This is a genomic window from Streptomyces sp. 2A115, from assembly GCF_052245575.1.
In the GTDB taxonomy this organism is placed as follows: domain Bacteria; phylum Actinomycetota; class Actinomycetes; order Streptomycetales; family Streptomycetaceae; genus Streptomyces.
In genome coordinates this window covers 57,151-77,501 of the sequence record NZ_JBQQCG010000005.1, presented here as the reverse complement: position 1 = coordinate 77,501, position 20,351 = coordinate 57,151, and the positions used below count along the sequence as shown (strand labels likewise).

At 69.1% G+C, this 20,351-nt stretch carries 16 protein-coding genes and 1 pseudogene; 9 read left to right on the top strand and 8 right to left on the bottom strand.

All coding sequences use genetic code 11. The features are described 5' to 3' along the window. Positions 1–71 precede the first annotated feature (71 nt). The 4 genes from ACTWQR_RS06435 to ACTWQR_RS06420 form a co-directional block, all read right to left on the bottom strand. Positions 72–908 (bottom strand): carbohydrate ABC transporter permease, encoded by an 837-nt coding sequence (locus ACTWQR_RS06435; protein ID WP_443225926.1) that lies wholly within the window; start codon positions 906–908, stop codon positions 72–74. After that, positions 905–1,891: a carbohydrate ABC transporter permease gene (locus ACTWQR_RS06430; RefSeq protein WP_443226094.1), complete on the bottom strand. Its 987-nt coding sequence runs from the start codon at positions 1,889–1,891 to the stop codon at positions 905–907. Before ACTWQR_RS06430 ends, ACTWQR_RS06435 begins: the two co-directional genes overlap by 4 nt. A 53-nt stretch (positions 1,892–1,944) precedes the next feature. Next, on the bottom strand, positions 1,945–3,246 hold the full coding sequence (locus ACTWQR_RS06425; protein ID WP_443225925.1) for an ABC transporter substrate-binding protein: 1,302 nt from the start codon (positions 3,244–3,246) through the stop codon (positions 1,945–1,947). Positions 3,247–3,318: 72 nt separating this feature from the next. Then, complete coding sequence (locus tag ACTWQR_RS06420) at positions 3,319–4,560, bottom strand: aminotransferase class V-fold PLP-dependent enzyme (protein ID WP_443225924.1); 1,242 nt, start codon at positions 4,558–4,560, stop codon at positions 3,319–3,321. A 229-nt stretch (positions 4,561–4,789) separates the two neighbouring features. On the opposite strand from ACTWQR_RS06420, the gene ACTWQR_RS06415 reads away from it, so the two are divergent. Beyond that, on the top strand, positions 4,790–5,521 hold the full coding sequence (locus ACTWQR_RS06415) for a FadR/GntR family transcriptional regulator (protein ID WP_443225923.1): 732 nt from the start codon (positions 4,790–4,792) through the stop codon (positions 5,519–5,521). A 72-nt stretch (positions 5,522–5,593) separates the two neighbouring features. Here ACTWQR_RS06415 and ACTWQR_RS06410 read toward each other — a convergent pair whose 3' ends face one another. Further along, positions 5,594–6,754: an L-dopachrome tautomerase-related protein gene (locus tag ACTWQR_RS06410; RefSeq protein ID WP_443225922.1), complete on the bottom strand. Its 1,161-nt coding sequence runs from the start codon at positions 6,752–6,754 to the stop codon at positions 5,594–5,596. 399 nt (positions 6,755–7,153) lie between these two features. Beyond that, positions 7,154–8,386, bottom strand: a complete 1,233-nt coding sequence (locus tag ACTWQR_RS06405; protein ID WP_443225921.1) for an ROK family protein — start codon at positions 8,384–8,386, stop codon at positions 7,154–7,156. A 799-nt stretch (positions 8,387–9,185) separates the two neighbouring features. Between ACTWQR_RS06405 and ACTWQR_RS06400 the strand changes: the two genes are divergently transcribed. The 7 genes from ACTWQR_RS06400 (at position 9,186) to ACTWQR_RS06370 (ending at position 17,737) form a co-directional block, all read left to right on the top strand. Beyond that, positions 9,186–10,292: a Gfo/Idh/MocA family protein gene (locus ACTWQR_RS06400; protein WP_443225920.1), complete on the top strand. Its 1,107-nt coding sequence runs from the start codon at positions 9,186–9,188 to the stop codon at positions 10,290–10,292. A 115-nt stretch (positions 10,293–10,407) separates the two neighbouring features. After that, on the top strand, positions 10,408–11,295 hold the full coding sequence (locus ACTWQR_RS06395; protein WP_443225919.1) for a sugar phosphate isomerase/epimerase family protein: 888 nt from the start codon (positions 10,408–10,410) through the stop codon (positions 11,293–11,295). Positions 11,296–11,440: 145 nt separating this feature from the next. Then, the gene (locus ACTWQR_RS06390; protein ID WP_443225918.1) at positions 11,441–12,901 is read left to right on the top strand and encodes an ABC transporter substrate-binding protein; all 1,461 of its coding nucleotides are present in this window, start codon (positions 11,441–11,443) and stop codon (positions 12,899–12,901) included. A gap of 37 nt (positions 12,902–12,938) precedes the next feature. Then, a complete protein-coding gene (locus tag ACTWQR_RS06385) occupies positions 12,939–13,880 on the top strand; it encodes an ABC transporter permease (RefSeq protein ID WP_443225917.1) in 942 nt (313 codons plus the stop codon). Beyond that, on the top strand, positions 13,877–15,739 hold the full coding sequence (locus tag ACTWQR_RS06380; protein ID WP_443225916.1) for a dipeptide/oligopeptide/nickel ABC transporter permease/ATP-binding protein: 1,863 nt from the start codon (positions 13,877–13,879) through the stop codon (positions 15,737–15,739). Before ACTWQR_RS06385 ends, ACTWQR_RS06380 begins: the two co-directional genes overlap by 4 nt. Further along, positions 15,736–16,605 carry an ABC transporter ATP-binding protein gene (locus ACTWQR_RS06375; RefSeq protein WP_443225915.1) on the top strand — a complete coding sequence of 290 codons (870 nt, stop codon included), beginning with the start codon at positions 15,736–15,738 and terminating at the stop codon, positions 16,603–16,605. Before ACTWQR_RS06380 ends, ACTWQR_RS06375 begins: the two co-directional genes overlap by 4 nt. A gap of 202 nt (positions 16,606–16,807) precedes the next feature. Further along, positions 16,808–17,737 (top strand): NADP-dependent oxidoreductase, encoded by a 930-nt coding sequence (locus ACTWQR_RS06370; RefSeq protein ID WP_443225914.1) that lies wholly within the window; start codon positions 16,808–16,810, stop codon positions 17,735–17,737. Between the two features lie 267 nt (positions 17,738–18,004). Here ACTWQR_RS06370 and ACTWQR_RS06365 read toward each other — a convergent pair. Then, positions 18,005–18,208 (bottom strand): annotated as a pseudogene (locus ACTWQR_RS06365) (hypothetical protein); the annotation flags it as partial. Positions 18,209–18,484: 276 nt separating this feature from the next. Further along, positions 18,485–19,165 carry a DNA-binding response regulator gene (locus ACTWQR_RS06360; protein WP_443225913.1) on the bottom strand — a complete coding sequence of 227 codons (681 nt, stop codon included), beginning with the start codon at positions 19,163–19,165 and terminating at the stop codon, positions 18,485–18,487. Positions 19,166–19,244: 79 nt separating this feature from the next. Here ACTWQR_RS06360 and ACTWQR_RS06355 point away from each other — a divergent pair, with 79 nt between their 5' ends. Next, entirely contained in the window at positions 19,245–20,120 is an 876-nt protein-coding gene (locus ACTWQR_RS06355) for an oxidoreductase (protein WP_443225912.1), read from the top strand. Positions 20,121–20,351: the final 231 nt, after the last annotated feature.

The window sequence follows — 20,351 nt, the reverse complement described above, 5'->3', positions numbered from 1 at the left end:
GTCCGCCCCGGTGATCACGTGCACGGCGCCCGGAAGGGAATGTCGATCACGGACCCGGCTTGCCGCCTCCCTCAGCCCTTCACCGCGCCGGAGGTGAGCCCCTGCACGATGTGGCGGCTGGCGAAGGCGAACAGCACCATCGTGGGCAGGATGGTGAGGACCGCCGCCGCGGACATCGAGCCCCAGTCGATGTTGAAGCTGGAGATGAACCCGTTCAGGGCCGTGGGGACGGTCTTGTTGCCGTCGCTGTTCATCAGCGTCACGGAAAGGAACAGCTCGTTCCAGCAGTTGACGAAGTTGAAGATGAACGCGGCCACGATCCCGGGACGCATCACTGGCAGCAGCACCCGGAACAGCGCCCCGAACCGGGACAGGCCGTCGATCATGGCCGCCTCCTCAAGCGCGTCCGGGATGTTCTCGAAGAAGCCGCGGAGCATCACCGTGCAGAACGGGATGCAGACGGCGATGTAGACAAGGATCAGCCCGAGCCGGTTGTCGACCAGGGTGAGGTCGGTCATGAGCAGGTACAGCGGCCCCAGCGCGATGAAGGTCGGGATCATCTGGGTGACCAGGGCGGCCATCAGCAGCGCGGACTTGGTACGGAACTCGAAGCGGGCCAGTACGTACGCCGACAGCATCGAGATCGCCGTGGCGACCGCGCCCGCGACGGCCGCGACGATGAGGCTGTTGGTGAGGTAGACGCCGAAGTCGGCCTTGCCGAACAGCCCGCTGTAGTTCTCCAGCGAGAAGTGCTCGGGCCAGTAGGCGATGGGGAAGGCGAAGATGTCGCCGGGCGCCTTGAGTGACGTGATGGTGATCCAGTAGAGCGGGAAGACGGTGAAGACCAGCCACAGCCCCAGGAAGGTGAACTTGGTGGCCCGGCCGGCCGTGGACTCCTTGCCGATCAAGACTTCACCTCTCGCTTGTCGTCCCGCTTCTCGCGCGTGGCCAGGAGGAAGAAGACCGCGAACACCAGCAGGATGGCGACGACCACGAGGCCGAGCGCGGAGGCCCTGCCATAGTCGCCCTGCTGCGTGATCTTGATCATCCAGGTGGTCACGATGTGCGTCTCGTTGTTCGGTCCGCCGCCGGTCATCCCGAAGATCAGGTCGGGGAAGTTGAAGATCCAGATGATCCTCAGCAGCACGGTCAGCGCGAGCGTGACCCGGATGTACGGAATGGTGATCTGGAACAGTGTGCGCACCTTGCCGGCGCCGTCGAGCGCCGCCGCCTCGTACAGCTCGTCGGGGACGGACTGCAGCGCGGCCAGGATCATGATCGCGAAGAAGGTGACCCCGTACCAGACGTTGGCGACCAGCACGGCGAACATCGCCTTGTCCGGGTCGGCCAGCCAGGCGACCGGCTCGTCGATCAGCCCCGCCTTCTGCAGCAGGTCGTTGACGACGCCGAACTCGCTGTTGAACAGCCAGCGGAACAGGATGCCGATGAGGAACCCGGAGATCGCCCAGGGGAAGAAGATCAGCGCCTGGTAGAGGCCTCGGAGGCGGAACCTCCGGCGCAGCCACAGGGCGAGGGCGAAGCCGATCACCAGCTGGGGCACGATCGATCCGAACACCCAGAGCGCGGTGTTGGCAAGGACGGTGCCCCAGGTGGGGTCGGTGAAGACGTCGCGGAAGTTCTTCAGGCCCACCCAGGAGGTGTCGCTCAGGTCCGTCAGGTTCCAGTTGCGGAAGGCCATCTGGCTGCCGGCGATCATGGGGTAGTACGTGAACACCGCCACGAAGATCGCGGCCGGGGCCATGAAGGCGGCGATGAGCAGGCCGCGCCGGGAGGTGAACTCCGGCTTGCGGCGCCCCCGTTCGGCGCCGTGGCCGGGCGGGGCGCCCCCCTTCCGGGAGGACCGGGAGCGGCCCGGCGACGCCGTTTTCATCGTTTCCGTCGAACCCGTACTCGTGCTCGTCGCTTCGGACGCGGCCGGCATGCCTACTTCTCCTGCTCCCACTTCTCGGTCCAGTACGCGTCCCAGCCGGCCAGCAGTTCCTTGGGCGTCGTCTTGCCGAGCACCAGCTTCTGCACGTCGGCGTCGGCCTTCTGCTGCCACTCGGTCCACCAGGCGACGCCACGCGGCTGGCTGACGTTGAGGTACTTCTCCGGGTTCTCCGTCATGGTGACGTAACTGGACCAGGGGCCGGTCTTGTAGAACGCGTCCTCGGTCGCCGACTTGAGGATCGGCACCAGGCTGTTCTTCTTGGTGAAGGTCGTCGATGCCTCTCCCTCGGAGAGGAACTCGACCAGCTTGACGGCTTCGGCCTTGTTCTTGCTGCCGTCCGCGACGCCCCACCCGGCGGTGGCCAGCGGCTGGACGGTCTTGCCGCTGGGTCCCGCCACCAGCGGGGCGGTGTCCCACTGGTCCTTCGAGATCGCCTTGGACTCCGAGACGGTGGCGATCACTTCGGGGTCCTGCAGCAGGAAGGCCGTCGAGCCGTTGGAGAAGCCCTCGACCATCTCCGGGTAGCCCCAGGACACGGACGACTTCGGTGACGCCTGCTTGAAGAGCTTGAGGTAGGTGTCCATGGCGTCGAGAGCCTCGGGCGCGGAGAAGATCGTGCTGCCGTCCTTCAGCTTGAAGCCGTTGGCGGGGTCGATCTCGTCGGCGACGTACGCCTCGATGACGGCGGTGGCGTTGCCGTTGGCGTTGGCCCCGCCGCGGAAGGCGTACCCGTAGCGACGCTTCGCCGGGTCGTGGATGGCGGAGGCCTGCTTCAGCAGCTCCGCCCAGGTGGCCGGCGGCTTGCTGAAGCCGGCCTCCTTGATCAGGTCGGTGCGGTAGAAGAGGCTCAGCCCGTAGAAGCCGTACGGGACGAAGTAGGTCTCGCCGTCGGCGTTCTCGGACGCCTTGACGGCGTTCCCCGTCATGGCCTGCCAGCCCTTCCAGCCCGTCAGGTCCTTCTTCATGTCGTAGAGCCAGCCGTTGTTCGACCACGGGCCCACGGTGATGTCGCGTACTTCGAGGACGTCCACGCCGCTGCCGGACTGGAGCATCTGCTGCATCTTCTGGTCGGCCTGCTCGGTGGGCGGTGAGATCAGATTGACCTTGATCTTGGGATTCTGGTCCTGGAAGTCCGCTATGAGGTCCTTCAGCAGGACCGTGCGGGCGGGGTTCGTCAGGCTCTCGACCATATTGAGGGTGACCGTGCCGTCGGCACCGCCGCTCATGGTGGAACAGCCGGTCAGAACCATCATGGCGGCCGTGCCGAGGGCGAGAGCTGCCGTCCTTCTTCTCATCGTGCCGACCTCTTCCTTGCCTGCGGCCGCGCCGGCGGCGCTTCGGGGACGGGGGTTTGCGGTGCGGCGCCGTTACGGGGCGCTGTGCTGCTCGCGGGCCGCGCGGGCCCACTCGCCGAGGACGGGGACGCAGGCCTCGGCGAAGTACTCGTAGTCGGCGGCGGTGTTGTAGACGTGTGCGGACAGCCGCAGATAGCCGGTGCCGCCGAAGCTGGTGAAGGCCGTCTCCACGCCCAGCTCGCGGGCCGCTCGGTCGCGCAGCGCGTCGGCCTCGACGCGGCTGGCGCCCAGGCCCGTCGGCAGCCGCACCAGTCGCATGCCGGGTACCGGCAGGCCCACGTCGACAGCGCTGGATTCGCCGGTCAGCTCGGTGAAGGCGGCGCCGACGACGCGTTCGGCATAGCCGGCCAGGTCGTCCATGTACCGGCGGGCGGTTCCCCAGCCCCAGGTGCGCTCGACGAAGTCCAGTGCCGTCGGCGCCGCCAGATAGCCGGTGACGTCCACCGTGCCCTGCTGGTCGAAGCGGTCGGGATACGGATCGGCGGCTCCCCACGAGTCGATGAGCGGGTAGAGGTCCTCCCGGAGCGGGCCACGGGCGATCAGCGCGGCGGTACCGCGCGGTGCGCAGCCCCACTTGTGCAGGTTGCCGACCCAGAAGTCGCACGTCACGCCGTCGAGGGGGGCGGCGAGCAGACCGGGAGCGTGCGCGCCGTCAACGAGCAGCGGGGTGCCCCGCCGCCGGGCCTCCGCGCCGATCCGCTCCACCGGCATCCGGCGGGCGGTGGCCGAGGTGATGTGGTCGAGGACGATGAGGTCGGTGGCCTCGCTCAACTCGGCGGCCACGGCCTCGTACGCCTGCTCCTCGTCCGCGTCCAGCGGCACCCGGGCGGTACGGACCCGGCCGCCCCAGCGCCGGGCCAGCCGTTCGGCGCCCATGGTCACGGCGCCGTAGCCGTGATCGGTGACGACGATCTCGCCACCTCGGCGGCGGGAAAGGCCGGCGTACACGGCGCTGATGCCGGCGCTGGCGTTCGGCACCAGGGCGAGGTCGTCGGGGTCGACCCGCAGGTAGGCGGCCAGGTCGACCCGGGTGGCTGCGACCCGCTGCGGCAGCGCCGGGAACCACACCACCGGGGAGCGGTCCATCTCCGCGCGCAGCTGGTTCTGCCGCTCCTGCGCCACCGTGGGAACCGCCCCGAACGAGCCGTGGTTCAGGTGCCTCATGGCGGGGTCCAGCGACCATGCCCGGGCAGCGGGCCGACCGTCGGCCAGCAGCAGCGGGCGCGGGGCGGTGGTGACCTCGGTCTCGCTCACATCACTCCACATCTGCCGGACCTGGGTCGCATGAGACCTCAGGACATCAGACCGTCGCCAAGAGACGTATGATGACTCGGCATCCTGGCACGGTCTTTTTGGGGCCCGCAAGGGCCATGCAGGAGAAGTCATCAGATGAATCTTGGTCGATACATACAAGACATCTGATGACTCGCTACAGTGCCCGAGGGCCTCGGTGACGTCTCCGGCCCGCCAGGGGAGGAGTCGGATGTCCGCAGTCGACAAGGCGTTCCACGGCCTACGGCACATGATCGCGTCCGGGCGTCTCGGCGCGGGCGAGCGCATCCCGCCCGAGGGCGAGCTCTGCGAGGAACTCGGCGTCTCGCGTGGGTCGTTGCGCGAGGCCGTGCGGATGCTCGCGGCCCTGGGAGTGATCGAGCCACGCCACGGCTCGGGCACCTACGTTTCCCAGCTCCGGCCGGAGGACGTCATCGGCAGCCTCTCGCTGACCCTCGAACTCCTGCCGCTGTCCGGCCTGTTGGAGGTGTACGAGATCCGGCGGGTGCTGGAGCCGCATGTCGCGGCCCAGGCCGCCGCACGCCGAACCCCCGAGACCGTGCGGACGCTCTTCTCACTCATCGAGGCCATGGAGGCCACCGACGACTCCACCGAGGCCTCGGAGCTCGACCACCGCTTTCACGCCGAGATCGCCCGGGCCGCCGGAAACCCCGCCCTCGCCTCGCTGCTCGCGGTCTTCCGCGCCCGCTCCCGCAAGTACCAGGTGTTCACTCTCCCAGAGGGCCCGGAGCTACGGCGCAAGAGCGACGCGGACCACCGCGTGCTGGCCACCGCGATCGCCGACCACGACCCGGGCGCCGCCGCCGGCGCGGCCGAGGCCCACGTCGCCCAGACGGAGCGGTGGCTGCGCGCGTTCATGCCGCCCGTGGAGGAGGAGGGCGCCCGAGCGGAGAGTGGCAGGGCTGACGGCACCCCTGACTGACGGCGGGCGTCGAACTCCGCGCCGGCGCCGACGAGGCCATGGCCGCCGCCTCCCCTCGGCCGCTGCCGGTGACTACCGGAGCAGTACCGGGCCCGCGTCGATGGGCACGCGGACCAGGAGGTAGGGCTTTTGCCGCAGGTCCTGGCCCTCGTGGTAGTTGGCCTGGCGGTTGAGTTGGTTGGCGATGGCGTACAGGTGATGGTCGGACGCGACGGAGAGGGTGTCGGCCCAGATCAGGTCGGGTCCCTGGGTGAGGGTGCTGATGGTGCCGTCCGGGTTCCTCCGCCAGATGGCGTTGTGCTCGATGTCCCCGCCGTACACGCGCCCCTTGTCGTCGCTCTCCAGGCCGTCGGCCATGGGCTTGGGCCCGAGGTACGCGACTGTCCGGGCCACCTCGTCGTCGGGGATCGCGGGGTCGGCGAGGGCGTCGACGTCCACGCTGTGGAGGCGGCGGCTCGACAGCGGGCAGTAGAAGAGCCGCTTGCCGTCCGCGCTGATGGCGATGCCGTCGGAGCCGACGTGCTGGTGGGAGGGTTCGCCGTTCGCGGGGCGGTTCATGAAGGGTTCGCCTTCGATGACGGGGAGGAAGTTCTCGTCCGGGAGTACGGAGGGATGGCCGGCCAGCCGCCGCCACGATCGGCCCGTGGCGAGGTCGACGACGACGATGCCGTTCGGTCCCTGTTCGGACGAGTCGGTGATGAACGCCATGCCCCTGGGTCCGCGTCGCAGGTCGAAGCGCACGTCGTTGAGGTAGCTGTGGGCCTGCGCGACCTCCCGGGGAAAGAGGATTCTCTGGACGATCCGGTTGGTGCGCAGGTCGACGGCCACGAGTTTGGGGCCGCCGTACGAACTGGGTGCGAACAACGGGCTTCCGGTGTCGAGGATCCAGAGCCGGTCGGCGGGATCGACGACGACGCTCTGCACCGACTGGAAGTGTCCGGCCAGGTCGGACGCGTTCTCGCGGTTCACCTCGGCGTCGGGGTAGGCCACTGGCTTTCCGTCGCGGAGCTCGGCGACGGTGAAGGGGACGTCGTCGCCCCAGCGGGGGAAGTTGACGAAGACGCGGCCGCGGCGCGAGACGGTGACACCCGTCGGCATCGCACCCCAGAACCGGGCGACGATCTCGCAACCTCTGCCTCGTCCCGCATCCGCCGGTGCGGCCAGCGCCCGCCCGGCGAGTTGGGCGGCGGCCATCGACACGGTGGCCGCGGTGATGAACGTACGTCGTTTCATGCGAGCACCTCCAGGTGGTGAAGTCGCTTCAGAACGAGGCTAGTTGCCCTTGCGTTTCGGCGCGTCGCGGGGTCGGCCACGCCGATGTACCCCCTGCGTATCCCCCTGTCCGACCCGGGAGTTGACGCACACGCCGCTCGCGGGATGTGGCAGCGTGGAGCCGAGTCCGGTCGACTTCCGGAACAGCGGCCAAGCGGCCAAGCGGCCACCTGATGCCTTGATCGTTGAGCCGCGGGCGCTCTCCGGCGCTGAACGGGACGCGCCGACGGGCGGCTGCCGACGGGTGACTCGTCCAGCACCGGCTCGCGGCCGCGACCGCCGCCGGGCCCGTACGCTCAACGACGGCACTCCTCGAGTACGAACGCCTCCGGGAGGGACCCTCATTGGGCGACCCGGGCGTCAGCCTTCCCCCACCTCGTCGACCAGCATCCGGGCGATGCCCTGTTCACTGAAGATGTGCTGGAGAGCGAGGGCGATGCCGCCGTGGATCGCGGAGTTCTCACCGAACTGCGTCGTGGTGATGGTCAGTTTGCGGGTGGCCAGGGGCAGGGACCGTTGGTAGACCACGGCGCGGACCCCGGAGAGGAGGTCGTCCCGCAGCTCGCTCAGCGGGCCGCCGAGGACCAGCGTGCGCGGGTTGAACATGTAGACGAGCATGGCCACCACCTCGCCGATCTCGGTGGCGGCCTGACGCAGGGCACGTACGGCGGGCGGGTCGTTGTCGGCGATGCGTTCCGCCAGCGCGTGCGCGCCGTACAACGGATCCTCGTCGGTCGACTCGGGGATGCCGAGGCCGCGCAGAATGGCCCGATGGGAGGCGAGCGCTCCCACGCAGCCGACGTTGCCGCAGGCGCACAGGACATCGCCGCCGCCGACGGCCCGGATGTGGCCGACGTCGCCGGCGGCTCCGTCCGCGCCGCGGTACACCTCGCCGCTCTCGGTGATGATTCCGGCTCCGATCCCGGTGGCGATCTTGATGCACAGCAGCGGGGTGTCGACCTGGTCCTGGCGAGCCTCCCCGAGGGCCATGAGGTTGGCGTCGTTGTCCACCACGGCGGGGGCGCGGAAACGCTTGCTCAGCTGCTCGGCCACCGCATAGCCGTCCCAACCGGGCATCCCGGTGGGTCGCACCGCGCTGCCACGCTGGAAGTCCACCGGGCAGGGCAGGCCCATCACCACTTCGCGAACCCGGTCCGGGTCGCGCCCGCAGCGCTCCAGCAGGTTCAGCAGACGCTCGGTCACCGCCTCCAGGACGGCCTCGGGACCGGCGTCGATCCGGACGTCCACGGGCTCTTGGGCGAGTACCCGCCCCGTCAGGTCGGCGATCGCGACCTGTGACGCCAGCAGGTCGACGTCCGCCACGGCGATGGTGCCTGCCCTCGGCGAGAGCGTCAGCACGCGTGGTGGCCGGCCCCGCACCGACTCGCTGGACTCGAGCTCCTGCAGAATGCCGCGCCCCACGAGGTGGTCGACCTGCTGGCCGACCGTCGAACGGGCCAGTCCGCTGCGCCGCGCTATCTCGGCACGGCTGGTCGCCTCGCCCGACACCACGAGGTCCAGCACTCTGCGCAGCCCTACGGGGACCGCGGGCAGCAGAGCCGGATCGGCAAGATAGCCATCGCCTTTATGCACTTGGCCGACCCTAAATTTGGCGCCTTGCCGCGTCAATGCCCTCATCGCACCCCCAGAAGCCGGTTCCTCGTTGAGTGACGGAATCCCGCACACCGAATGTTCCACCACTTTTAGTCCGCTGGAAAAATTAAAAATGGCATCTTGCCCTGCCGCCGCGAACTAAACGAGGGTGATGGATGCGATACGCGGCGTTCGGTCCGTGGCCGGTTGGATGACGGCGGAGGTGCACCAATGAGTGGCCCGTTACCGGCAGTTGCGGTGAGGACCAGACTGGTCACGGCCTGAAAAAGGCTGGATTTTATCAACGGTGATGATCTGACGTCAATGGCGACCGATCCTTCCCGGAGGCATGGCCTCCTGACATCGGGACCGCATCGACACCGAAGTCACGCCGCTCCCATACGCCTGACGAGGCGTCAAGGACCGTCATCGCCTTCGTAACCGCCCAGCTCACAGACCATGCGCGCCTCCCGCGCGGGATCAATCACCATTCTCACGAACCGATGAACTGACACACCGTCAGGCAAGATAATCACGATTCGATAACCGGGCAGCGAGTGTTCTGCTCAGCGGACCGCACTCCTCGTCCCGCCCCTCGACACAACCCTTAAATACTCGGCAACCGAGCGAGAACGAGACACGGACTTCGGAACTGGCCGACCGGTCTCCTCCCTCGACGACCGGCAGCCCGCAGTCCCGCACACCGTGTGGGCCGCCGATCGCCCAAGCCCTGACGAACCCCGTTCGTCCAGCGACCACACCCGCACCGCGCATCGCCACCTGGAGAGGAACCATGGCCATGGCCAAGCAGACGCACCGGATCGGCATCCTGGGCAGCGGCAACATCTTCGGCCGGTACGTCACCGGCCTGGCCGCCCACTGTCCGGAGCTGGAGATCGTGCGGGTGGGCGACATCGACGTGGCCCGGGCCAAGCAGGCCGCCACCGATCACAACATTCCGGCCTGGGGCGACGACACGGAGTTGTACGCCGACGAGTCGGTGGACATCATCGTCAACCTCACACCGCCGGTGCACCACGCCCGCACGATCACCACCGCGCTGGAGGCCGGCAAGCACGTCTACGTCGAAAAGCCCCTGGCCACAACGGTCGAGGAGGGCCGGTACGTCCTTGATGCGGCCGCCAGGAGCGGGCGCGTCCTCGGCTCGGCACCGGACACGTTCCTCGGCAGCGCGAGCCAGACGGCCCGGAAGGCCATCGACGCCGGCCTGATCGGCACACCGATCGGCGTCTCGGCCTTCATCAGCCACAGCAAGGCCGAGGCCTGGCACCCGGACCCGCGCTTCCTGTTCCGGCCCGGCGGCGGCCCGGTGATGGACATGGGTCCGTACTACTTCGCGATCCTCGTGAACTGCCTCGGCCCGATCCAGACCGTCACCGCAGCGAGCCGGATCGGCGCCCCGGTCAGGACGGTGACCGCGCCGAACCGGGCCGTCGACGCCATCGAGGTCACCGTCCCCACCCACGCGGCCGCGGTGCTCACCTTCGCCTCGGGCGTCATCGGGACCATGCAGATGAGCTTCGACGTGTGGGACACGGCACTGCCGTTCATGGAGATCTACGGCACCGAGGGCACGCTGTCCCTGGCGAACCCCAACCACTTCGACGGCGACGTGCGGCTCAGGCGGCACGGCGACACCGAGTGGACGGTGCTGGAGCCGGTCGTCGAGCTGTTCGGTGCTGTGGGCACCCGCGAGCAGGCCCGCCGCGGCCTCGGCGTGCGCGACCTCGCGAACGCGGTCGAGGGCGGGCCGCACCGCGCGAACTCCTCCTTCGCCTTCCACGTACTCGAAGCACTGTGCGCGGTGGACGAGGCCTCCCGGCAGGGCCACGTCGTGGAGCTGGCCAGCACCTGCGACCGCCCTCAGCCCCGATTCTCCGCCTGACCCGCCGGATCTCCTATCCCCCATACCCCTCCCCATCCCCATCCCCATCCCCGCTCCCCTTCTCCTCCGACTCAACCCCTGCCTGCCTCTCCGGAAGATCATGGGAAGGACTCACATGACCATCAGCGCCGAAAAGATCGCGATCAACCCTCTGCAGTGGATCGCCACCGAGGACGGCTGGATCGACCCCGCGCTGGCACCATCCCTCACGCAGCGGTTCAAGGTCATCCAGGAATCGGGCATCCGCTCGGTGCACGCCGAGGTCCCCGCCGACATGACCACGGCCGCGTACGGACAACTCCTCTCCGACCACGGCCTGTTGCCCGCCCCGGGGTACATCTCGGGCCCGCTTCCCCTGGACGACGCGAGCCTGCGAGAGCTGCTCGACAAGACGGACCGGATCAGCTCGCAGATGGCCGAACTGGGCCTGCCCACCGTCTTCGTGGCCACGGGCATGTCCAAGGAAGCACCGCGGGTGCACCGGCCGGCGGTCGGCGCCGACTCCACCCCCGAACGGCTGGAGCGGGTGCGCGACGTGTTCGCGCGGATGGGCGAGACCACGAGGGCCAACGGTGTCGACGCCGCTTTCCACCCGCACATCGGGACGTGGGCGGAGACCGAGGAGGAGACCCGGTACGTCCTCGACACCGTCCCGGCGGACGTCCTCTCCTTCGGCCCGGACATCGGCCACCTCGGCTGGGCCGGCGCCGACGTCATCGGCCTGATCCGCGACTACGGCGACCGGGTGGCCGCCATGCACGTCAAGGACTTCCACGCCGAGGTGGCCGAGCGCGGCAAGGCCGAGGGGTGGAGCTACCAGCAGACGGTCCTCGCCGGTCTGTGGGCCGAGCCCGGCCACGCCTCGGTCGACATCCCGGGAACGCTGGCCGCGCTGCCCGACAGCTTCGACGGCTGGCTCGTCATCGAGGTGGACAAGGGCGCACAGGCGACCCCCGAGGAAAGCATCCGGCTCTGCGGCGAGTGGGCCCAGCAGTCGCACTGACCGTCCGGCACCGGCGAGGAGCACAGGGAGCCCCCTCCGGCCGGAGCTCCGGACCGCACACGAACAACAGCAACCCATTGAGAAGTACGAGAGGTACGACATGCGAAGAATCGCACTCACAGGGGCTGCCCTGACCCTTGTGTCCGTGACCGCGTGCAGTGGCGGCTCCGACAGTTCCCCCGCCACCGGATCCGGCACGCTCACCCTGGCGATCGGCAACGCGGCCACCCCCTGGGACCTGGCGACAGCGGTCCTGGGCGACAACATCCAGTACTACGAACCTGTCTTCGACTCCTTGGTCCGCCTGGACAAGAAGGGCAACCCGACACCCAACCTGGCCACCTCGTGGTCGTACGACAGCGCCCGCACCACGTTGACGATGAAGCTCCGCAGCGGCGTCAGGTTCACCGACGGCACCGCCCTGGACGCCGAAGCGGTCAAGGCCAACCTCCTGCACAACAAGGAGGGTTCGAACGAGGCCGCGGGCAAGCTGCGGGCGATCACCTCGGTCGACGCCGTGGACGCCGCCACGGTCGCCATCCGCCTCTCGGCACCCGACCCCCAACTGGTCACCAGTCTCGGCGACCCGTCAGGGATGATCGCCAGCCCGAAGAACCTGACGGCGAAGGGCGGCCCGGTCGGCTCCGGACCGTATGTACTGGACAAGTCCGCCACGACCAACGGCAGCAGCTACACCTTCACCCGCAACGCCGACTACTGGAACAAGAAGGCGTTCCCCTTCGACAAGATCGTCATCAAGAACATCAGCGACCCCAGCGCGCGCCTCAACGCACTGCTGGCGGGGCAGGTGGACTGGGCGCGCGTCACCCCCCAGGCCGCAAGTCAGGTCAAGGGCAGGGACCTTGAGGTGAAGGCGCACGCGGACAGCGTCGAGGGCCTCTACATCTGGGACCGCGCCGGAAAGATCGTGCCGGCCCTCGGCGAGGTGAAGGTCCGCCAGGCGCTCAACTACGCGTTCGACCGGGAATCCATCGTCAAGAAGGTCAACCTCGGTTACGCAAGCCCGACTTCGCAGATGGCCACGGCCGGCAGCCGCTGGTACGACAAGTCGCTCGAGAAGAACTACCCGTACGACCCGGCGAAAGCGAAGCAGTTGCTCGCCGAGGCGGGATATCCGAACGGCTTCACCGTGACCATGCCCGACGTCTCCTCGGTCGCACCCAGCCAACAGGCCGTCATGACCCAGTCGTTGGAGGACATCGGCATCAAGGTCAAGGTCGACAAGATTCCGTTCACCGAGCTGTTCTCCGCCCTGCAGTCCGGGAAGTATGCGATGTCCTGGTTCAAGCTCGCCTCAGGACAGCCGTGGGACTTCATCCAGAGCGAACTCACCAAAGACGCCGCCTGGAACCCCGCCAAGGACTTCGATCCGAAGCTCAACTCGATGATCAGCGAGGCCCAGCAGGCGAAGGGCAGCGCGCAGACCACCGCGTTCCGCGAGATCAACGCGTATCTGCAGACGAACGCGTTCAACGCCCCCTGGGACGTCCTGGACGCCGTACAGGGCAATTCGAAGAAGATCAAGGTGACGACACAGCCCTATGTGTCGGCCGTGCCGATCTACAACATGGCGCCCGCGTCCTGAGGCCCTCATCGCCATGTGAGGCAGAAGGGAAACCGCGATGCTGACATTTCTCGTCCGCCGCGTCCTGGCCGGTCTGGTGCTCCTTTACGTACTCGCGACGGCGGCGTTCGCGATGATGAGCCTCACCGGGACCGATGCCGCGCGCAACATCGCCGGCACCATGGCCACCCAGGACCAGGTGACGGCCAAGACCCACGAGCTGGGCCTGGACCGCTCCTGGCTGTCGCAGTACGGAGACTGGCTCAGCCATGCCGTACGCGGTGACTTCGGCACCTCCTGGTTCAGCGGTGACTCGGTCGCATCGAGCCTGCAGGTGAAGGTGCCGGTGTCGCTGTCGATCGTGGTCACGGGGTTGCTCCTGGCCACCGTCCTCAGCGTCGTACTCGGCGTCGCCGCCGCTGTCCGGCGTGGCTGGCTCGACCGGCTGGTCCAGCTGACGGCGATCGCCGGCTACGCGGTGCCCAGCTTTCTGATGGCGCTGATGCTCTCGGCCACCCTCGCGGTGGAACTGAACTGGCTGCCCGCGACCGGATACGTACCGCTCACGACCTCCGCCGACGGCTGGATCCGGTCGATCACCCTGCCGGCCATCTCGCTGGCCATCGGTGCGATCGCGGCGACGGCCCAGCAGGTTCGCGGCTCGGTGATCGACGTCCTGCGCCAGGACTTCGTACGGACGCTGCGCAGCCGAGGGCTGAGCGAGCGCCGCGTGCTGTTCCGGCATGTGCTGCGCAACGCGGCACCGCCCGCCCTCACCGTGCTGTCACTGCAGTTCATCGCCCTGGTCGGCGGTGCCGTCGTCATCGAGAAGGTGTTCGGGCTCCCCGGCGTCGGTTCGGCGGCGGTGGAGGCGACCGTCAACGGCGACACCCCGCTGGTCATGGGGATCGTCGTCTATCTGGTGTTCATCGTCGTGGCGGTCAACCTCCTGGTGGACGTCGCCTACGGCTGGCTCAACCCGAAGGTGCGAGTGCGATGACTGTTCCTCCCGCAGATTCCGCCCAAGCATCCGCCCAGGATTCCGCCGCGGAAGGCAATCCCGGCGGTGCCGCTCCGGTCCCCCGCCGCGGCCGTCTCGTCCGCCGTCTGCTGCGCAACCCCGTGGCGGTCGTGTGTCTGGTGGTCCTGGCGCTCATCGTCCTGTCGAGTGCCTTCGCCCCGCTGCTCACGTCGAACAGCCCGACCCGGTCGTCCCTGAACGACGCGTTCGCCTCGATCGGCGGGAGCCATCCGCTCGGCGCCGACAGCGTCGGACGGGATGTCCTGGCCCGGCTCCTGTACGGCGGACGCGTCAGCCTGCTCGGCGGGTTCATCGCGGTCACCGTCGCACTGTTCATCGGCATCCCGGCCGGTCTGCTCGCCGGCTACTACCGCGGCCGGCTGGACGCCGTCGTCAGCTGGGTCGCGAGCCTCCTCATGGCCGCTCCGGCGATCATGGTGCTCCTGGTCGCGATCGCTGCCATCGGCCCCAACACCAACGCGACGATGGCGGTGCTCGGCGTCATCCTCGCGCCGGGCGTCTTCCGCCTCGTCCGCGCCTCGGTGACGTCGGTGCGCGAGGAGTTGTACGTCGATGCCGCCCGGGTCTCCGGTCTCGGCGATCCGCGCATCATGCGTCGCCACATCCTGCCAGTGGTGCAGGCGCCCACGATCATCCAGTCGGCGCAGATGTTCGGTGTCGCTGTCGTCATCCAGGCGGGCATCGAGTTCCTCGGCCTGGGCTCGGCGGGCCAGGCCAGCTGGGGCGCGATGCTCAACGACGCGTTCACCAACCTCTACACCAAGCCCACGCTCCTGGTGGCGCCGGGCTTGGCCATCGTGATCACCGTGGCCGCGCTCGGCCTGCTCGCCAACGCCCTGCGCGACTCACTGCTGGACACCGGGGCCCCGGTGTCCGGACGACGGGCCGGGCGGACAGCGACAGCGAGTGCGAGTGCGACAGCGCGCGCGAACACCGGTGAAGTGCCCGAGGACACCGGCGAGGTGACCGACGACGACCTTCTGACCGTGCGGAACCTGCGGGTCACGTACCCGACCCGCGACGGCGAATCCACCGTCGTCGACGGCGTGTCGCTGAGCGTGCGGCGCGGCGAGGTCGTCGGTCTGGTCGGCGAGTCCGGTTCGGGCAAGAGCCAGACGGCCTTCTCCGTCCTCGGCCTGCTTCCCCCGGAGGCCGGGTGCGAGGCCGACCGGATCACCTTCGACGGACAGGACCTCCAGCGCCTCGGCCGCAAGGGCATGAACTCCCTGCGGGGCTGTCGGATCGCGTACGTGCCTCAGGAACCCATGTCGAACCTCGACCCGTCCTTCCGGATCGGCACCCAACTCGCCGACCCCATGCGCCTGCACCTCAAGATCTCGGCCAAGGAGGCGCGCAAGCGGGCCATCGCCCTGTTGGAGCGCGTCGGCATCGACCGGCCGGAGCGGGTGTACGACTCGTATCCCCATCAGATCTCGGGCGGCATGGCACAGCGGGTGCTGATCGCCGGTGCGGTGTCCTGCGACCCCGACCTGATCATCGCGGACGAGCCGACCACCGCGCTGGACGTCACCGTCCAGGCGGAAGTGCTCGACCTGTTGCGCGAGTTGCAGCGGGAGCGGCAGATGGGCCTCGTCCTCGTGACCCACAACTTCGGTGTGGTCGCCGACATCTGCGACCGCGTCGTGGTCATGCAGACCGGCCGAGTCGTCGAATCGGCCACGGTGCGGCGGCTGTTCGCCGAGCCGCGGCACCCGTACACCCGGATGCTCCTGGCGTCGACGCTGGAGGACGCGGCGCCCCGCACGCCCCTCCAGGACGCCGCGCCGGCCCCCGCACCCCTCCAGGAGAAGGTATGACCCCGACCGTGACACCCGCTGCCTCGAAGACGAGGGAGCCGAGCGGGAACATCCTGGAAGTCGACAGTGTGGTCGTGGAGTACGCGGCCAAGGGCTGGCGCAAGCCGCCCTTCCGGGCGCTGCACGGTGTCTCCCTGGACATCAGGGCAGGCGAAACCGTCGGCCTGGTCGGCGAGTCCGGGTCCGGAAAGACGACACTCGGACGCGCCGTGCTCGGCCTGGCCCCGGTGTCCCAGGGCGAGATCCACTACGCGGGCCGGGTGATCTCGACGCTGAGCGGTCGGGAGCGGCGCGCGCTCAGCGACGAGATCCAGGTGGTCTTCCAGGACCCGTACACCTCCCTGAATCCCGCGATGACCGTGGGCGACATCCTCACCGAGCCCTTGCTGGTCGCCGGTGTGGCCCGGGAAGCGGCGGACGCGCGTATCCGTGCTCTGCTGGACCAGGTCCACCTGCCCGCCGACGCCGCCGGCCGGCTGCCGCGCGAGTTCTCCGGCGGGCAGCGCCAGCGGATCGCGATCGCGCGGGCGCTGTGCCGCGATCCCAGGCTGATCGTCTGCGACGAGCCGGTCAGCGCCCTGGACCTGTCCACCCAGTCCCGGGTGCTGGACCTGTTCATCGAGATCCAGGAGCGTACGGGGGTCGCGTATCTGTTCATCACGCATGACCTGTCGGTCGTACGGTGCGTCAGCCACCGGGTGGCGGTGATGTACCGCGGCGAGATCGTCGAGTCCGGTGACGCCGCCGCCGTGACAGCGCGGCCGCGGAACCTCTACACGCAACGGCTCATGCTCGCGGCTCCCGTCCCCGATCCGGACCGCCAGCGAGAACGCCGGGAGCAGCGACGAAGCCTCGCGGCGCGATAAGAAGCGCCAGGGAGCACCAGGGCCTGTGCGGGGTTGTGATCTGGGCTCGCGGGGCGTGGCACGCACGCTCGCCGCGTTGCCGAAACGCCCTGGTAGCTCCCCTACGAGGGCCTTCCGGCGCCTTGCGATCGCACGCACCGCGCCCCGCTCCCTGATCCAGATCACAACCCCACACAGGCCCTAGGAAACCAGGAGACGAACGGTGCCCGAAGCATACGGATTCACCGGATACGGCGGACCGGAGACGCAGCGGTTCCTCGCGCTGCCCAAGCCCGTCCCAGGGCCGGGTGAACTGCTCGTCGAGGTGTACGCGGCGGGCGTCAATCCGGTGGACTGGAAGGTCCGTGCCGGTATGCACCGCGCCTTCCTTCACCTCGACCTGCCGGCCGTCCTCGGCCGGGAGGTCGCGGGCGTGGTCGAGCAACTGGGCGAGGGCGTCGGGGAGTTCGAGGTCGGGGACCCGGTGTTCGGCAGCAGCGCCAGAGGCTGCGGTGGCTATGCGCGCTTCGCTCTCCTGACGGCTCGTCAGACCGCGTTGAAGCCCGCCGCGCTGTCGTTCACCGACGCGGCGGCGCTGCCGGTGGCGGTCGGGACGGCGTACGACGCCGTGGGCCAACTCGGCCTGCTCGCCGACGAGACCCTGCTGATCCTGGGCATCGGCGGCGGGGTCGGGGTCGCGGCGGCGCAGATCGCGCGCGAGGCCGGGGTGTCGGTCATCGGCACGGCCAGCGCGGCCAAGCGCGAGTTCGTCGAGTCGCTGGGCGCGACGGCGATCGCGTACGACAGGGACGACTTCGACGAACAGCTCGAGAAGGTCCTCCCGACCGGAGTCGACGCGGTTCTCGACCTCGTGGGCGCGGACGCGCTGGACGGTGTCTCGGCACTGATCTCTCCCGAGTGCCGCATGCTCACGGTGGCCGCCCCCGAGACGGCGGCGCGGTTCGGCGCCCGGTCACTCTCCCGGCAGAACTCGACGAAGACGCTCACCGAGCTGGCCCGTCGCGTCGAGGATGGCCGCCTGGATCCCCACGTCCGCGGAGTCTTCCCCTTCGAGGAGGCCGCTGCCGCGCTGCGCGAAGTCGAGTCCGGTCACCCGTGGGGCAAGGTCGTGCTGGAAATGCGCCGCGGATGAGGTGGAAGGTGTTCTCCGGATACTGAGGCCGACGACAGGGGTCTCATCGGAGATCCGCTCCGCGGCCAGTCCCGCGGCGATCGGCTCCAGCAGAAGGCGGGCCTGGAGCAGGTCCGTGACGCTGGTGCCCCCGTATTCGAGATAGATCACCATGGCCCGGGTCGCCGGGCCCGCGTCGGGCGCGCAGACGATCAGACCGCCGTTCGGACCACGCCGCATCCTGGCGACCTGGTGATGCTCGACCAGCCGTACCGCCTCGCGCAGCACCGCACGGCTCACTCCCAGGCGCTCACGCAGGTCCGCCTCGGAGCCCAGCGACTCACCGACGGGCCAGCCCTGGCGGATCACCCTCGCCTCGATCCGCCGCGCGACCTGCGCGGCCAGCTTGCCGACCGGGGTGCCGGTCTCGCCAAGGGCGAGGTCGGACTCCCACTCGCCGTCGGCGGGCTCACGGTCGACGGCAGTCGCCATGGGCCAACTCCTCTGGGGGGATATTGCGGATCCCGAGTCCATGTGTCCCACCGGTCCAAGGCCCGCGATTCAGGCATCAGACACCGAGATGGGGTTACTGTTTCCGGCCTCCGGGGCGAGCCCCGTGCGGTTCGCTGACGTCCCACCAGACGCAGCGTGGCAGCGCGGGCACGGACATCCTCGTTTCGATCACAGGGAGTAGTACCCGAGTGATCTTGAGGCTCAGTGCCTGCCATTGCTTCTGCACCTGCGGCGCCAACCAATCTGCGCGCCCTACTAGACGTCGCCTGAGCTGCCGGTGAGACCGAGCCGACTCGCGTTGACGCCGGCCTGGAACCGTGAGTCGGCCTCCAGCGCGGACATCAACTCGGCCACCCGCCTGCGGTAGGTCCGCACGGACATGCCGACGCGGCGTGCGCCGACGGCGTCGGTGAGTCCGTTCGCGAGCGCTCGCAGCACGGCGAGCGAGTCGGCGTCCAGACCGTCGGTCTCGGGGCACAGGTAGTCGGAGAGGGGGACGCCGGCGTCCCACGTGGCCCGCATCAGCGCGTGGACGCCCTCGACGAGGGCCGGTGCGGTGGTGATCGTGAACTCGCGGCCGCGCGCGTCACGGCGGCCGGCCAGGATCATCACTCTGCGGTCGAGGATGATCGTCTCGTGCGGCAGGGTCGCGGCGCGGATGCGGACCTGCCCGCCGGCGTCCGCGACGCCCAACAGGTGCAGCCGCTGTTCCTCGTCGGCCAATACGGCCGGCGTGAGGAGCTTGCGGACGACCAACCCGCCGTCGAGCCTGGTCCGCAGGCGGCGCCCGATCGCACTTCTGGCCTCGGGCCTGTCCCAGGTGTTCAGGTCGGTGGCGGCGCAGAAGAACTCCCGCGTCGTCTCACCGAACAGATGGGCGGTCCGCGCGGCCAGCTCCCTCTCACCGTGCACCGTCAGCGTAGTCTCGTTGGTCACCCTCGCAGTGTCCCTGACGATCGTGGCAACAGGTTGCCATTCGGCGGGCCGGCCGGTGCTCGCGGCCGAGGATGAAGACATGACGACAGACAACACGGCCGCAGCGAGCGGCCAGTTCATGCTCGGCGGCGACCGCCGCGTCAACCGGCTCGGCTTCGGCGCGATGCGGCTGCCGACAGGCACTCTCGGCGGGCCGGCACGCGATCCGGAGACCGGTATCGCGGTGCTGCGGCAGGCAATCGCGGCGGGTGTCGACCACATCGACACGGCCGGCTTCTACGCTCGCGGTGAGGTACGTGCCAACGACCTGATCCGCACGGCCCTCGCGCCCTATCCGAACGAGCTGCTGATCGCGACCAAGGTCGGCCCGCTGCGCGGGCCGGACGGAATACCCCGTGACCAGGCCGGCCCCGAGCAACTGCGCGGGCTCGTAACCGAGGATCTGCGCGCCCTCGGACTCGACCGGCTCGACCTCGTCTACCTGCGGGTCGGCGGAATGACCGGGCCGGGCAGCGAGAGCTTGGCCGATCGGTTCGCGGCACTGGCCGCACTGCGCGAGGAGGGCCTGATCCGTCACCTCGGCGTCAGCAACGTCGATGTGGCGCAACTCGACGAGGCGCTGGGCATCGCGCCGGTCGCCGCGGTGCAGAACCAGTTCCACGTGCACCGCAACGATGACGCCGCCGTACTCGCCCGCTGTGTGGAACACGGCATCGCCTACGTGCCGTTCTTTCCGCTCGGCGGCGGCCTCGAACCGATCGGGCATGCCCGCCTCGAGCAGGTCGCCAAGAGGCACGACGCGACGACCGCGCAGGTCGCCCTAGCCTGGCTGCTCGCCACCTCACCGAACATACTGCCCATCCCCGGCACCGGCTCTCCCGCACACCTCGCCGAGAACACAGCCGCGGCCGGGCTGCGCCTCGACGCCGCCGACCTCGCCGAACTGACCACCTGAGCACCGCGCCCGCCGGCTGAACGGCCGACGCCGGCTCCGGGGTGAAGTGGTCGAGGCTGAGGGCTCGGCGATGCCCAGTGCGCGGGGGTGGTTCGCGAGCAGCGCGTCGAGTTAGGTGCAGCCGGAGTCCGGCCCCCAGTGAGCGCTGTCCGGCCAGGCACCTGCTCTGCCGGACCGGTCCGCGGGGGCAGGTGGTCGACGAGTCTCCACTGCCTGCCCCCGGAGAATTCC